The organism is uncultured Thalassospira sp., from assembly GCF_963976115.1.
Classification (GTDB): Bacteria; Pseudomonadota; Alphaproteobacteria; order Rhodospirillales; family Thalassospiraceae; genus Thalassospira.
Map to the genome: position 1 here is coordinate 182,528 of NZ_CAXBJJ010000004.1, position 14,191 is coordinate 196,718.

Consider the following 14,191-nt stretch of genomic DNA (forward strand, 5'->3'; position numbering starts at 1 on the left):
AAATGCAAAAATATCCTGATCTTGATCCTATCGCTTCCCTCATTGCCAGCCGTCAGTCCGGTCATACCCGGCTAATGGTGGCAATCGCTGGCGCCCCCGCTTCGGGCAAATCAACCCTGTCCGAACGGCTTCATCACCATCTGGGGGGTGATGAAGCCGGGGTGGCCATCGTGCCGATGGACGGCTTTCATTTCGATGATACCATCCTTGCCGCCCGCAACCATCTGGCCCGCAAAGGCGCACCGCACACCTTTGATGTTGGCGGCTTCGCCCGCTGTCTTGCTGCCCTTCGGCGCGATGACGACGACATATATGTACCGGTCTTTGACCGCAATCTGGAGCTGTCTCGGGGATCGGCGCGCTGTATTTCACAAAACCAGCGCATCATCCTGATCGAGGGAAACTATCTGTTGCTTGATCAGGCCCCCTGGAACGGGCTGTCATCGCTGTTTGATCTTACCCTTTTTCTTGATGTACCAATAAAGGTATTGGAAAAACGATTAATCAAACGCTGGCGCACATACGGGTTCGATACCGAAACCGCCACCCGCCGCGCATTGGACAACGACATTCCCAATGCCCGCACCGTGCAAAGCCACAGCCGACTGGCCGACCATACCATCAAGACGGATACTTTAAAGGGCACGGAGGGGTGAAAAACACCCTGTTGATGCCGATTATACCGCCCGCATCACCGCACTGACCCAATCTATCACTGCGCGCACACGCGGCACATGGGCCATATCCTGATGCACCAGCAACCAGACCTCGCGCCCCGCACTTACCTGATATTGATCCTGCCGGTAAAGGTCCTTAACCCGGTCGCCCACACAACGGGGCAACAAACAGCACCCCCGACATTGCAATGCCAGCCGCGCCATAAATGCCGCATTATTGGCACGCGCCAATACCCGGCGTTTAGGAAAGGTGTGCTGTAACCATAGCTGCTCGGGCTTATCGGCAAAATCATCAACCAGATCAATCCAGTCGGCCTGTTGCAGGTCCATGTCCCTGTGGGGGCCATACACGGCAAATTGCATGTCGCCAAGACGCCGCGCCCGAAAAGCCCCGCTCTCCGGCATCGCCATCCGCAATGCCAAATCCGTCTCGCGCCGGGCAATATTAAGGTTGCGGTTGCCGCCGATCAAATCAAGCTGCACGCCGGGATAGCGATGATGAAAATCACCAAAGGCGGGCAGCAGCACCCCATCAAGAATGGCATCTACCGCCGTGACACGCACGGTTCCGGTCAAATCCGGTGCGCCATCCCCGGCCTTGGGCGTTGCCGCCAAAACAGCGGCAATATTCGCCTCCATTTCCTGCGCCGTCGCCAATAACGGTTTGGCCTGGCTGGTGGGCACCAGTTCGCCATCGCCGCGCCGCAAAACCGGATAGCCCAATATGGTTTCCAACCGGGCAATACGGCGGCTGACCGTGGTCTGGTTCACGCCCAACTCGCGCGCAGCCGCACTCATATTGCCCGCCCGGCAAAGCACCACAAATGTCTTTAGGCCTTCCCAGTCTGGTATCTGCATTGTCGCTCCGGCATATTCTGCGTAAATGCAGATTATAACCGCAAAAATGCCTGTATGAATGGCAAATTTGCAGAGCCATAATTGCCAGATCATATTTGTAAAGGAAACAAGCCATGACGGCCCAAACACTATTATCGCTTTCTGGCGTTACCCCAGCCATTGGCAATGTCGATAATGCCGCCCTGATTATCATTGATGCCCAGGAAGAATATCGCAGCGGGGCGCTGAAATTACACGGGCTTGACGCGGCCCTAAAAAACGTCGCCCACTTGCTGGCCCACTGGCGCCGTCATAAAGGCCCTGTCATTCATATTGTGCATCATAGCCCGGCGGGCGCTGCCATTTTCAACCCCGACGACCGCTATGTCGAGATCATGCCCGAAGTTGCGCCGATGGCAAACGAAGCCACCATCGTCAAACATGTGCCAAATGCATTTGGCAACACCAACCTGCACGAAACCCTGCAAAGCAACAGCCTTAAAAACGTGGTTCTGGCGGGTTTCATGACGCATCTTTGCATTTCAACAACCGCCCGTATGGCCCATCAGGCCGGATACGGCGTAACTGTTGCCAGCGATGCCTGCGCCACGCGCGACCTTCCGGTTCCCGCCGCGATTGGCCCCGATACCCCAACAGATACATCCGGCGTTATTCCCACCAATATCCTGCATCGGGCCGAACTTGCCATGCTGGCCGATATTTTTGCCACAATCGCCAGCACCGCTCAAATTACCGATGCCGGTTGAAAAACCGTCCTTCACCCATAATCACCTCGTTATCGCAGCTCAAATCGACAAAAACGCCTGAAATTCAGCTTTGCGCCAGCACCAGATCATCGGAATGGATAATCGCATTGCCACGGCTATAGCCCAAAATCGGCTCGATATCATGGCTGTTATGGCCGATGAGCTGACGGGTTTCTTCTGCCGAATAGGCCGAAAGCCCGCGCGCCACTTCGCTGCCGTCACTGGCTAACACCCGCACCGCATCGCCTTGCTTGAAACTGCCCTGCAAGGTGGTAATGCCCGGTGCCAACAGGTTTTTGCCCGCGCGCAGCGCCTTGACGGCCCCGGCATCAATCACAATCGCACCGCGTGCGGAAAGCGATGTCGCAATCCAGTGACGGCGCGCGGCCAGCGGTGTTTCCGAGGGCTGAAACAAGGTATGCAAGCCACCCTCAAGCTGTGCCTTTAACGGATGATAGATGGTACCGCGCGCAATCATCATCCGGCAGCCCGATTTCATGGCAATTTCGGCCGCCATCAATTTGGTGACCATCCCGCCAGAGCTATACATGGTCGGTGCCGCCCCGGCCATATTCATGATTTCCGGGGTCAGTTCACACACTTCGGGGATCAGCACGGCATCTGGGTTTTTGCGCGGATCAGCGCTATAAAGCCCGTCAATATCAGACAGCAATACCAGCATATCCGCCGAAATCATATGTGCGACCTTGGCCGCCAGCCGGTCATTATCGCCAAAGCGAATTTCAGCCGTGGCGACGGTATCGTTTTCATTGATCAGCGGCACGGCACCATGGCCCAGCAACGCATTAAGCGTGCCGCGCGCATTTAAATAACGCTGGCGCGATTCCATATCTTCCAGCGTGACCAGCACCTGCGCCATGATCAGCCCGTTGCGGTGCAGGGCCTCCTGCCAGACCTGAGACAGCGAAATCTGCCCGGTTGCGGCGGCGGCCTGTTTATCGGCCAGGCTGATGGTGCGATGATCCAGCCCCAACAGGCGGCGGCCCATGGCAATGGCCCCGCTTGAGACAATAATCACTTCCGTGCCGCGTTCACGCAGGGCGGCAATATCGTCGGCCAGGGCTTCCAGCCAGGCACGGCGCAGCTTGCCGGTGGTTTCATCCACCAGCAAAGCCGAGCCAACCTTGACAATCAGCCGTTTTGCATCGCCAAGGCTCAAGGCTGGAACCCTCTATCCTCGTTGCTTTCAAGCGCCCGGCGTTCGCGTTCTTCAACAATGTGGCGGCGCAACTGACGATGCACTTCCTTTACCCCCTGCTGGGTGGCACCGGAAACGATATAAACCTTCTTGCCGATCCCTTTTTCCAAAATCTCGCGTTGTTCTTCCACCATTTCAGGCAGCAGCGTATCGGCCTTGGACAGGGCAACGACTTCTGGTTTATCAACCAGAATATCGGCGTAGTTATCAAGTTCCTCGCGCACGGTGCGATAGATCGCAACCGGGTCTTCCTCGGCACAATCAATCAGGTGCAACAACACTTCGCAACGTTCGATATGGCCCAAAAAGCGCGTACCAATGCCCTTGCCTTCCGATGCGCCTTCGATCAGGCCGGGAATATCAGCCAGCACAAATTCATTGTCATCAACCTCGACCACACCTAACTGCGGATGCAGGGTGGTAAAGGGATAATCGGCAATTTTGGGCCGTGCCGCGGATGATGCCGCCAGAAAAGTCGACTTCCCGGCATTGGGCAAACCGACCAGCCCGGCATCGGCAATCAGCTTCAGGCGCAGCCAAACCGACATTTCTTCGTTCGGCCAGCCTTCTTCGGCGCGCCTTGGGGCCTGGTTGGTCGATGATTTAAAATGGGTATTGCCCCGGCCCCCGTCACCGCCCCGGCACAGCACAATGCTTTGCCCGGGTTTGATCATGTCAAGGATAACGGTTTCGCGGTCTTCTGCCAAAATCTGAGTGCCCACCGGCACCTTGATGGTCACCGACTTGCCCGCCGGGCCGGTTCGGTTGCGGCCCATGCCATGCATGCCGATCTGGGCCTTGAAATGCTGCTGATAGCGAAAATCGATCAGGGTGTTCAGGTTTTCAACGGCCTCAACAATAATGTCGCCGCCCCGTCCGCCATCGCCGCCATCGGGACCGCCATATTCAATGAATTTCTCCCGCCGGAAACTCACCGACCCGGCGCCACCGCGACCGCTTTGCACATGAATTTTTGCCTCGTCGAGAAACTTCATAACCAGTCCTTTGGGATCAATTCGTCCGGGGGTATTTCCCCAATGCCGCGCAATCTGCCGCGCCCTGCATTATCTTGCCTGAAACATATAAAACAGGGGAGGAATGATTGCTCATTCCTCCCCTGCAAATTCTTGACACATCGTGTCCGGAACGGGAGGCTTACGCCTCTGCCGGAATGATGTTCACATAGGTACGACCTTTGAAACCTGACTTGAACTGAACGCTACCGCCCGCAGTTGCAAACAAGGTATGGTCTTTGGCGAGGCCAACATTTTCGCCCGCATGGAATTTTGTGCCACGCTGACGTACGAGAATGTTACCTGCAACAACCGCTTGGCCGCCGAATTTCTTAACGCCGAGGCGCCGACCTTCGGAGTCGCGACCGTTACGGGAGCTACCACCAGCTTTTTTATGAGCCATGAAACCCTCCTAAAACCTGCATCCGTCTGAAAATCAGACGTTGATGCCCGTGATGCGCAGAACGGTCAGGTTCTGGCGATGACCATTTTTGCGACGGTAATTGTGCCGGCGCTTTTTCTTGAAAACGATCACTTTGTCGCCCTTGGCCTGTTCCAGAACTTCTGCAACAACAGAAGCACCAGCGACCAACGGAGCACCAACCTGCGGTGCACCGTCGCCAGCCACCATGAGAACCTGATCCAGGGTCACGGTTTCACCAGCTTGGGCAGCGATCTTTTCGACCTTGATAACGTCGTTGGCGGCAACCTTATATTGCTTGCCACCAGTTTTGATGATTGCATACATCGAATAAGTTCCTGAATAAAAGACTTCGGAAACGCAAACGCGCAGACCGGTGTCGCTGCAAACTGAGACCGGACCGCTGCGAGAGACGGGTGAATTACCGTTTCCCCCCTTAAATGTCAACTCCAAAGCGGGCAATCCGCGCCATACGGCCCTGTTTGGCACGCATGGCAAGCCTGCATTGTTCAACATCGGCGCGACACCGCATCAAAACCTGCTTCCACCATTGTCATGCCTGGCACCCGACACGCCGACTCCTGCTTTCCCGGCAAACGAACGCACATTCACTCTCAAAATGCCCAAACGGCCCAATCCGTCCCGGGCCCCGACACCGTAACCTGCCATTCCGGCCCTGTCTGAGCGTTACCTTAATAATAGGGTGATACCAAACAGCTGACACAACACCCCCCATCCCGCCCCTGCCAAATCCGCGACGAACCGCTCCCAAACAACAATTTCAGCATCGAAACCAAACGTTTTGTTTTTTCCCTCTTGCAATCTGGCGCACAGACCGTTAAACAGCGCCTCGAACGCCAGACCACACATGCGGAGAGGTGCCGGAGTGGTCGAACGGGGCGGTCTCGAAAACCGTTGTACTAGCAATAGTACCGTGGGTTCGAATCCCACCCTCTCCGCCATTTTCTTAGTCAATATTTTTAAAATAAACTTTGACGTTTTAGAAGTATTTCCCCTGCGGCAATACTTGGCGAGTTATGTATCCCACCTATCGAAAAAACGGCGTCCGCTTCCAGATATCGGTCCCCGGCGATCTTCACCCTCGACTCAGACGAACACCGAGCAGAATCCCGCAGAAGTGATCTCGACCACATCTGCAAGACAGATCGCTCGTTTACGATCCGGTCACGCCGAGCACTTAGTGATCGCGTAAAATCACATAAGACTCTTGCCCACCGGGGGCGCAAGAATCCTTGTCATTAAAGATCAAGGAATGACAGCGAAAGCGTCGTCGCCCCTCCTGGTGCCCCTGCATGTATGATGCCATCATCAGTAGCTCATATCCAAACCGAGCGTCGTGACAAGGACGAAGCTGACAAGTCCCACGACGAGTGCCGCCAGCACTAGGACTGCGGCCATCTTGGCAGCCGAACGCAGCACCGCCCGCTTGTCCATCCCCTTCTTCTTGCCCTGATCGTAATGCCATTTGATGGCGAAGAACATGGCCACGACAAGCGCAACAACCTTAAACGTACCGAAGACGATAGGGAACCAATCCATATTAAAGACTTTCATGCGTATCAGCTACGCGCGTTATGATCTGATCTCAAAAAAATGCATAATTTTTATTCTGCAACGCAGATATGTATCAGCAGATCGCAGCTGGTAAGCCTGTATGTATTGTTGGGTACTAGAATAGCCACTTAGCGCCAGTTTCGAAAAGACGACACACAGGATAACCGTCGTCCCGGCATCGGTTTAATACCTGACCCCGGCCCCAGAAACGTCCCTGTTCTCGGGCCGCCCCTTTCAGGGCCTAAAAGCCCAAGGCGGAAATAGGGTGTATTTTTATTCCTGCGCCTTTAGCCACTTGCGGATACGAATGCGCGCATTGGCGTAGGGAGAGGATGTATTGAACTGGATCATCCGGCCTTTGGTCCATTTGCCATACCATGGCTTACCATAAAGTTCGTCATCCGACCGGGCCTTAACCGTTGCGATCAACTGCGCCTTGGCTGCCGCAAAGCGGTGAAGTAATTCGGGCCATTCCTGTGCATTTAGATCAGCGTAGAATTTCTGCGCCAGGAGACCAAGCTGGTTCCATTTGAAACCCGTCGCAGGAAAATCAACAGGCTCACCCCGGTCATCGCGGTCCAACCATTTCAGAACCAGCTCATTCCATCCGATCAAATAGGCCACCAGATCCGACGGACTCATCAGCGTCCCCGCGGCATGTCCTTTAAGCGTGGCTTCGCGCGCACGGCTGGGTGGGACCTTTGCCAAATCCGCCATCAATCTGTCAAACGTTGTCGTGATGGCAAATAGCAATTCTTCACGAGAGGCTGGAATGGCCATTATGCAGGTCTCTTTCGTAATCATCTGTCGCGTCTTTGCTTTAGCATTCCCAAAGCCGCCAAGGGCTTAAACATCCCTTGGTCGGTCTAACCACGCCAAATCCGCCGTTTGATTTTAAACAATCCTGGATCGAAAGTATCTGGATTTCCCCACAAAGCTGGCATTTATCCCTTTTTGGATTAACTTGTTAAAAAGAAATCCAAAATCAAGGAAACTCCAGGACAGGCAGGTGAGAAATCATGTCAAAAAAACTAATCAACAATCCCAAAAATGTTGTTCGCGAGATGCTCGAAGGGGTGGTGGATGGTTCGGACGAACTGGCATTGCTTGAACACGACAATGTTGTTTTGCAAGCTGGCCTGCCCGCCCCGGACGAACGCCCGGTTGCGATAATTTCGGGGGGCGGCAGCGGCCACGAACCGGCCCATGCCGGATATGTCGGCAAAGGCATGTTAACCGGGGCTGTGGCGGGTGATGTTTTTACATCCCCCTCGACCGATGCGGTTTTACATGCCATTCGCGCCTGTGCCGGGCCTGCCGGGGCGGTTTTGGTGGTCAAAAACTATACCGGCGACCGACTGAATTTCGGTTTGGCAGCCGAACTGGTGCAAACCGAGGGAATACCGGTTGAAATTGTCGTGGTTGCCGATGATGTATCGCTGCATCAAACCGTCAGCGAAGATCGCAGGCGCGGCATTGCCGGAACGGTTTTGATCCATAAAATTGCCGGTGCTGCCGCCGCAGCCGGAAAATCGCTGGCCGAAATTGCCGATATTGCCCGGAATGCAGCGCGCGATCTTGGCTCGATGGGGGTTGCGCTGGGTGCCTGCACCCTGCCGGGTGCCAACAAGCCCGGCTTTACCCTGAAAGATGACGAGATTGAGCTGGGCCTTGGCATTCACGGTGAAAAAGGGGTAGAGCGGCGAAAGATCAGCACGGCGGATGAACTGGCCGAAATTATCCTGAAAACCATCATTGATGACCGCAAAATTGGCAAAGGCGACAAGGTTGCCTTGCTGGTCAATGGCCTTGGCGGCACATCAAGCATGGAACTGGCGATTATGACCCGCCATGCCATCGCCTATCTGCGCGCGCAGAGCATTGATGTCGCGCGCGTATGGCCCGGCACCTTGTTAAGTGCGATTGACATGCCGGGTTGTTCGTTATCACTGTTAAAACTGGACGACACCCGAACCCACCTGCTTGATGCCACCACCACCGCCCGGGCATGGCCGGGCAGCGGCACAATTGCCGCCAAACGCCAGGAAATCAAAGACCCGGCAGGTAGCAGCGATGACATTACCTATCCCGAGCGCGGGCCGCTGGCGGATAAGATCGAGGGTATTGGCCAGGCCGTTGCCAAAAAACTGAAAGCCGAAGAACCGCACCTGACCGATCTGGACACCAAAGCTGGCGACGGCGATTTGGGGGCCAGCCTGGAACGCGGGGCGGACGCCATTTTAGCATTACCGCACAAGGCATGGGCCACACCGGCAACCGCGCTTATTGCCACGGGCAATGCGCTGCGCAAGGCAATTGCAGGCAGTTCCGGCCCGTTTTACGCCAACGCCCTGATCCGGGCGGGCCGCCATTTGCAAGATGCCGCATCGCCTTCGCCATCCCCCGCGCAATGGGCCGAAGCCTTTGAAATTGCGGCCAACGCCATTGCTGAACTGGGCGGGGCCAAACAGGGCGACCGCACCATGCTTGATGCCTTGTTGCCCGCCGCCAAGGCCTTTCGCGATGCCGTTGCCAAAGACAAAACCGGCAAAGACGCATGGCAGGCCGCCTGCGACGCCGCACGCAACGGGGCCGATAAAACCGCCGAAATGACGCCGGAACTGGGCCGCGCCAGTTATCTGGGTGACCGGGCCGTGGGGGTCCCCGATGGCGGCGCGGTTGCCGTTGCCATCTGGATGCAGGAAATTGCCGATAGCTTGTAAAAACCCCGGCAACTGAAAACCACACACTAAACCGGCCCGCGCTATCTTGCGCGGTTAACGCATCGAATTTTCGTGACAAATCTTTCTTTTCGTCGGTTCATAGAATCAGGAACGCCCAACAAAAACGGACCCTTCATGAAAATCGCAATTCTTGATGACTATCAAAATCTGGCCCGCACCTCGGCAGACTGGTCGCCGGTTGAAACCCGCGCCGAGATCACAGTCTTTCACGACACACTGAGCGATCTTGACGCTCTTGTTGCCCGGTTAAGCCCGTTTGACGTTTTATGCATCATGCGCGAACGCACCCCGATTGGCAGCGATCTTATGGCGCGTCTGCCCAACCTGAAACTGATTGTCACCACCGGCAAGCGCAACGACGCCATTGATATGCAGGCCGCCAGGCAGCACGGCATTGTCGTTTGCGGCACCGAATCCCCGTCCACAGCCACGCCAGAGCTGACTTTTGCCCTGATATTGGGCCTGGCACGCGGCATCGTGCCGGAAAATGCATCGATGCGCCAGGGCGGCTGGCAAGTCGGGCTGGGGCAGGATTTGGCAGGGTCCACACTTGGCATCATCGGCCTGGGCCGATTGGGCGGCAAGATCGCGCAAATTGCCAAAGCGTTTGATATGAATGTGATGGCATGGTCGGAAAACCTGACAGCACAACGGTGCGCCGAACTGGGCGTGCAATTGGCCCGCAAGGACGAGCTTCTCGCCAACAGCGATTTCATCACCATCCATCAGCGCCTGTCCGAGCGCACCATAAACCTGATCAGCCGGGTCGATTTCGAAAAAATGAAACCATCCGCCTTTTTGATCAACACATCGCGCGGGCCGATTGTAAATGTCGATGACCTGCTAGATGCGGTCAATAAGGGCATCATCGCCGGAGCCGGGATTGATGTTTATGACACCGAACCCCTACCGTCAGATCATCCGCTGCGCCACAGCAATCGCCTGTTGCTGACCCCGCATCTGGGTTATGTCACGCGTGAAACCTGGAAAGTGTTTTACGGCCAGACGGTTAAGGCTGTTCTGGCCTGGATGGACAACGCCCCCATCCGAATTATAAGCTGACACAAAGTACAAATAACACTTTTATTCCATAGACTTGGCGATGCGTTCTCCAATCAAGAACAGGGGGAACGCCAAACACGCATAGCCGACATATTAGGACCTTGCTATGTTCCGCCGCGTCAAACGGCAACCGGCCTGTGTTCACATACGGGGTTTCGGCATTCTGTTTATGCCCGTTACGCCTGACCTTCGCCCGGTTAGGTGCCAACGCCGAACATCGAAACCTGCCCCGTCAACGATGACACCCGGCCTGCCGATTGACATTTGATATGCTGCCTTTACTGGCGCAAACCAGGAGCAGGCAGAAGGTCGATCCCACCCCGACCTTCTGCCTTTTCTTTTTTTTCCGGTAAATCTCCCCACCTTCCAGATACCCGGCCTTGTTGATGTTTTTCCTCAAAAGCAATCCACACAATGGGCGTAACATGGTCCTGTTACCTGCCAGGACCGGTTCTGGCCGTCGGTTTTCCTGCCTTGATACGCCGCCGAAGCCACCGCAAAATCACAACACACTTAGAATTTTCTTATACTGTTCATCATACATTCTATTAGCAGTTTGGTACCAAATCGGGCAAACCGGAGACACAAACAAACGAAAAAATGGCAGTAAACAAGCTGCAATACAGAAGGTATCGCCTGGTTGAAACAGGTGCTGCAATTTGACCTTCGCCATTGCAATTAAAAACAGCTGCCCGATGGAAACGAAAAACTTATGCCTGAATGCCCCTTGTGGTCACTGGCATAGGTTCCCAATCAGGAACAAGGTAATGACCGAATTCGCCGTTACAGGCATGATTTTTTCAGCACCTGCGGTCACACGCCGATTTTTACCCCCCGCACCGTTTTTACCAGCCCGCCTTCCCGCCTGCCGGGCAAACCTGAAAAGCCGGAGCCATTCATGAGCAGCATTATGGATGCCTTTGCCGTTATTTTCAGTTTTTCCGGGCTGGCCTGCCTTGTGATCGGTACAGCCGTTGGCGTGGTGGTCGGTGCGTTGCCCGGGCTGGGGCCGTCCATCGGCATTACCCTGCTTATTCCCTTTACCTATAACATGCCGCCAGAACTCAGCATGTTGTTGCTGATTGCCCTTTATATGGCGGCGGAATATGGCGGGTCGGTCAGTGCGATTTTGCTATCAACGCCTGGCACCGCCGCCGCCGCGGCAACCACGATTGACGGCTATGCCATGACCCGCAACGGTCGCGCCAACGAAGCCCTTGCCGTGTCGCTCAACGCGTCCTGTGTCGGTGGCCTGATCGGCGCGTTTGCCTTGCTGTTGCTGGCAAAACCCTTGGCATCGGTCGCACTGGAATTTGGCCCGGCGGCCTATTTTTCGGTGGGTCTTTTTGGCCTGACATCCGTGGCATCACTGTCGAGCGGATCGCTGGTCAAGGGGTTATTGGCAGGTGCATTTGGCTTGGCCATTGCCACCATTGGCATTGACCCGATTTCAGGCGTGCCGCGCTTTACCTTTGGTGTGCCCGAACTGTTTGAAGGCATTCCCTTTTTAACAGCGCTGATCGGCCTGTTTGCCCTGTCCGAAGCCTTCAGTCTGGCCGAAGGACGCAAAACCGAAACCCACAGTATGGCGCCAAAAGTACAGTTTGCCCTGCTATCGCTGGGGCAATGGCGCAAGCTGGGCAGCACCATTGTTTCGGGGTCCGTAATTGGCACATTGCTGGGTATTCTGCCCGGGGTTGGCGGCAATATTGCCTGCTGGGTTTCCTATGACTTTTCACGTCGCCGGTCGAAAAACCCCGAAGACTTTGGCAAAGGCGAACCGGCCGGTGTCGCCGCACCGGAATCGGCCAACAACGCAACCGTTGGCGGCGCAATGATCCCGCTTATGGCGCTTGGCGTTCCGGGGTCGCCGACCACGGCGGTTCTGGTCGGCGCACTTATCTTGCACGGCTTGCGCCCCGGCCCCGAACTGTTTGCCAGCGAACCTGTTCTGGTCAATACCGTCCTGTGGGGCCTGGCCATGACATCGATTGTGCTGTTTTTTGTCGGCTCCCTGCTGTTGCCGGTATGGGGCTGGGTTTTGCGCCTGTCAAATTCCGTCATTGCGGTTGGCATTGGCTGCATGGCGATGCTGGGCGCGTTTGCCCTGCGCAACCTGATGTTCGATGTCTATATGACGCTGGCCTTCGGTATTCTCGGCTACATTCTGAAAAAACTTAACATCCCGATGGCACCGATCATTCTGTCGATGGTGCTGGGATACCTGATCGAAACCAACTACCGCACCGCCCTTGTCACCTCGCACGGCGATTACGCCATCTTCGTAACATCCCCGCTTAGCCTGCTGTTCCTTGTGCTGAGCGTGCTGAGCTTGCTGTTGCCGATCTGGAGCAAGCTGAAATCGCGTCGCTAAAACGCGACCAACCAAACCACTTAAAACAAAAATCCCGGGAGGAAGAGACTATGTCTTCGAAACTGTCAAAATTCATCTCCACCGCCGTCTTTGGCGCATTGCTGGGTACCGCAGGCATTGCTCATGCCGCCGATTTCCCACAACACCGGGTAAACCTGGTGGTTTGGGCGGGTGCTGGCGGTGCGCTCGATACCTATGGCCGCGAATTGTCCAAATTGCTCGACGAACAGGCGGGCTGGCAAACCAAGGTTGTCAACCGTCCGGGTGGCAGCGGGTCAGTCGGGATGTCCTATGTGTTAAACCAGCCCGCCGATGGTTATAACATTCTGGTTCATACCAGCACCCTGACCTTTAGCATCGCGCGCAACCTGATGCCCTATAAGCTTGATGATCTGCGTTTTGTCCGCGCCATGCAGGGTGAACCCTCGGCCCTGGCCGTGCGCAAGAATGCCGATCTGCATTCGGCCAGGGATTTTGTCGATGCGATGAAAAAAGACCCCGAAGGCCTGCGCGTGGGCGGCTATGGCACCGGTGGGTTCCACCAGTATATGCTGTATCAGTTCATGAATGCCGAAGACTTCAAAGCAGGCTGGATTCCCTATGATGCCTCGGGCAAAGTCGCCCTCGCCCTGATGGGCGATCATTTGGACGCCGCCATGATGACGCCATCAAGCGGCCTGTCACAGGTTGAAAGCGGCGATATTCGCCTGCTGGGTATTTCCACCGACGAACGCTCGCGTTATTTCCCCGATGTTCCGACCTTTAAGGAACAGGGCATTGACCTGGAAGGCATGGTCTGGCGCGGTGTTTCGGTTAAGGCAGGCACACCCGATGATGTGGTTGCCAGCATTCAGGCCGCCCTGGACAAGGTTCAGGCCAGCGACGAATGGAAAACCTTTATGACGCAGCAAAAACAGGACGATATCGCCATCAAGGATGGTGATTTCACTGCAATGGCTGAAAAGCAGCTTAAAACCCAGTCCGCCTTCCTCAAAGAAGCCGGCTTTCAATAATATCTGTTTTGTCCGTGTGCTGCGGCCTTATGGCCGCAGCCAACCCCTGGTACTGTCATGACCCGATTTTATGAAATCCTCGTCGCAGCCGGTTTTCTTGTTTTTAACGCCGTCTATCTGTATCTGGCGCTGGCCCTGCCCAAAAGCCCGCTGGCAGACGATGTTGGACCGGCACAATTGCCCGTGGCCATTGCCTTGTTCGGGCTGGTTCTGGCCGTTCTTTACCTGATCCAGTCCTGGCGAAAACAGGGCGAAACGAAAGACGGCATCTCGCCAAAACTTCTGGTTTTTGTCGGGTTAACGGTGCTGGCATCGGTTTTGTCGCCCTTCATTGGCATGGCGCTGACCCTGGCGCTGTTTGCCGCCATTGGTGTTGTGTTGCTTGACGGCATGACCGCATGGCGCGGCGCGCTGATTACCGGCGCATGCATGTTTATCATCGGGTTTGTCGGGTTTAGCTGGCTTTTGGATTTACCCCTGCCCTGATAT

14 protein-coding genes and 1 tRNA gene are annotated in these 14,191 nt (G+C 55.5%); 8 read left to right on the forward strand and 7 right to left on the reverse strand.

The window, feature by feature from the left end; genetic code table 11:
* Window positions 1-2 precede the first annotated feature (2 nt).
* Entirely contained in the window at window positions 3-656 is a 654-nt protein-coding gene (locus AAC086_RS06070; RefSeq protein ID WP_339776549.1) for a nucleoside triphosphate hydrolase, read from the forward strand.
* Between the two features lie 21 nt (window positions 657-677).
* Here AAC086_RS06070 and AAC086_RS06075 read toward each other — a convergent pair whose 3' ends face one another.
* A complete protein-coding gene (locus AAC086_RS06075) occupies window positions 678-1,535 on the reverse strand; it encodes a LysR family transcriptional regulator (RefSeq protein WP_339776550.1) in 858 nt (285 codons plus the stop codon).
* 113 nt (window positions 1,536-1,648) lie between these two features.
* Between AAC086_RS06075 and AAC086_RS06080 the strand changes: the two genes are divergently transcribed.
* Window positions 1,649-2,281, forward strand: a complete 633-nt coding sequence (locus AAC086_RS06080) for a cysteine hydrolase family protein (protein WP_339776552.1) — start codon at window positions 1,649-1,651, stop codon at window positions 2,279-2,281.
* A 64-nt stretch (window positions 2,282-2,345) separates the two neighbouring features.
* Here the strand turns inward: AAC086_RS06080 and proB are convergent, their stop codons facing one another.
* The 4 genes from proB to rplU form a co-directional block, all read right to left on the reverse strand.
* A complete protein-coding gene (proB, locus tag AAC086_RS06085) occupies window positions 2,346-3,461 on the reverse strand; it encodes a glutamate 5-kinase (protein ID WP_339776555.1) in 1,116 nt (371 codons plus the stop codon).
* Window positions 3,458-4,495: a GTPase ObgE gene (gene obgE, locus AAC086_RS06090; protein WP_339776558.1), complete on the reverse strand. Its 1,038-nt coding sequence runs from the start codon at window positions 4,493-4,495 to the stop codon at window positions 3,458-3,460. The genes proB and obgE overlap by 4 nt, the downstream gene beginning before the upstream one ends.
* A gap of 160 nt (window positions 4,496-4,655) precedes the next feature.
* A complete protein-coding gene (gene rpmA, locus AAC086_RS06095; protein WP_085588136.1) occupies window positions 4,656-4,916 on the reverse strand; it encodes a 50S ribosomal protein L27 in 261 nt (86 codons plus the stop codon).
* 33 nt (window positions 4,917-4,949) lie between these two features.
* Complete coding sequence (rplU, locus tag AAC086_RS06100; protein WP_339776918.1) at window positions 4,950-5,261, reverse strand: 50S ribosomal protein L21; 312 nt, start codon at window positions 5,259-5,261, stop codon at window positions 4,950-4,952.
* Window positions 5,262-5,806: 545 nt separating this feature from the next.
* Here rplU and AAC086_RS06105 point away from each other — a divergent pair.
* A tRNA-Ser gene (locus AAC086_RS06105) sits at window positions 5,807-5,896 on the forward strand.
* A 367-nt stretch (window positions 5,897-6,263) separates the two neighbouring features.
* Here AAC086_RS06105 and AAC086_RS06110 read toward each other — a convergent pair.
* Window positions 6,264-6,509 carry a hypothetical protein gene (locus tag AAC086_RS06110; RefSeq protein ID WP_339776561.1) on the reverse strand — a complete coding sequence of 82 codons (246 nt, stop codon included), beginning with the start codon at window positions 6,507-6,509 and terminating at the stop codon, window positions 6,264-6,266.
* 273 nt (window positions 6,510-6,782) lie between these two features.
* The gene (locus AAC086_RS06115; protein ID WP_339776563.1) at window positions 6,783-7,289 is read right to left on the reverse strand and encodes a ClbS/DfsB family four-helix bundle protein; all 507 of its coding nucleotides are present in this window, start codon (window positions 7,287-7,289) and stop codon (window positions 6,783-6,785) included.
* Window positions 7,290-7,528: 239 nt separating this feature from the next.
* Between AAC086_RS06115 and AAC086_RS06120 the strand changes: the two genes are divergently transcribed.
* The 5 genes from AAC086_RS06120 to AAC086_RS06140 all read left to right on the forward strand — a co-directional run bounded on the left by AAC086_RS06120 (window position 7,529) and on the right by AAC086_RS06140 (window position 14,188).
* Window positions 7,529-9,232, forward strand: coding sequence for a dihydroxyacetone kinase family protein (locus tag AAC086_RS06120; RefSeq protein WP_339776566.1), 1,704 nt, complete (start codon window positions 7,529-7,531; stop codon window positions 9,230-9,232).
* A gap of 135 nt (window positions 9,233-9,367) precedes the next feature.
* Window positions 9,368-10,315, forward strand: a complete 948-nt coding sequence (locus tag AAC086_RS06125; RefSeq protein ID WP_339776569.1) for a D-2-hydroxyacid dehydrogenase family protein — start codon at window positions 9,368-9,370, stop codon at window positions 10,313-10,315.
* An 898-nt stretch (window positions 10,316-11,213) separates the two neighbouring features.
* The gene (locus AAC086_RS06130; protein ID WP_339776571.1) at window positions 11,214-12,689 is read left to right on the forward strand and encodes a tripartite tricarboxylate transporter permease; all 1,476 of its coding nucleotides are present in this window, start codon (window positions 11,214-11,216) and stop codon (window positions 12,687-12,689) included.
* Window positions 12,690-12,739: 50 nt separating this feature from the next.
* Window positions 12,740-13,702, forward strand: a complete 963-nt coding sequence (locus tag AAC086_RS06135) for a tripartite tricarboxylate transporter substrate binding protein (RefSeq protein WP_339776573.1) — start codon at window positions 12,740-12,742, stop codon at window positions 13,700-13,702.
* Window positions 13,703-13,759: 57 nt separating this feature from the next.
* Entirely contained in the window at window positions 13,760-14,188 is a 429-nt protein-coding gene (locus AAC086_RS06140; RefSeq protein ID WP_339776575.1) for a tripartite tricarboxylate transporter TctB family protein, read from the forward strand.
* The last annotated feature ends 3 nt before the right edge of the window (window positions 14,189-14,191 follow it).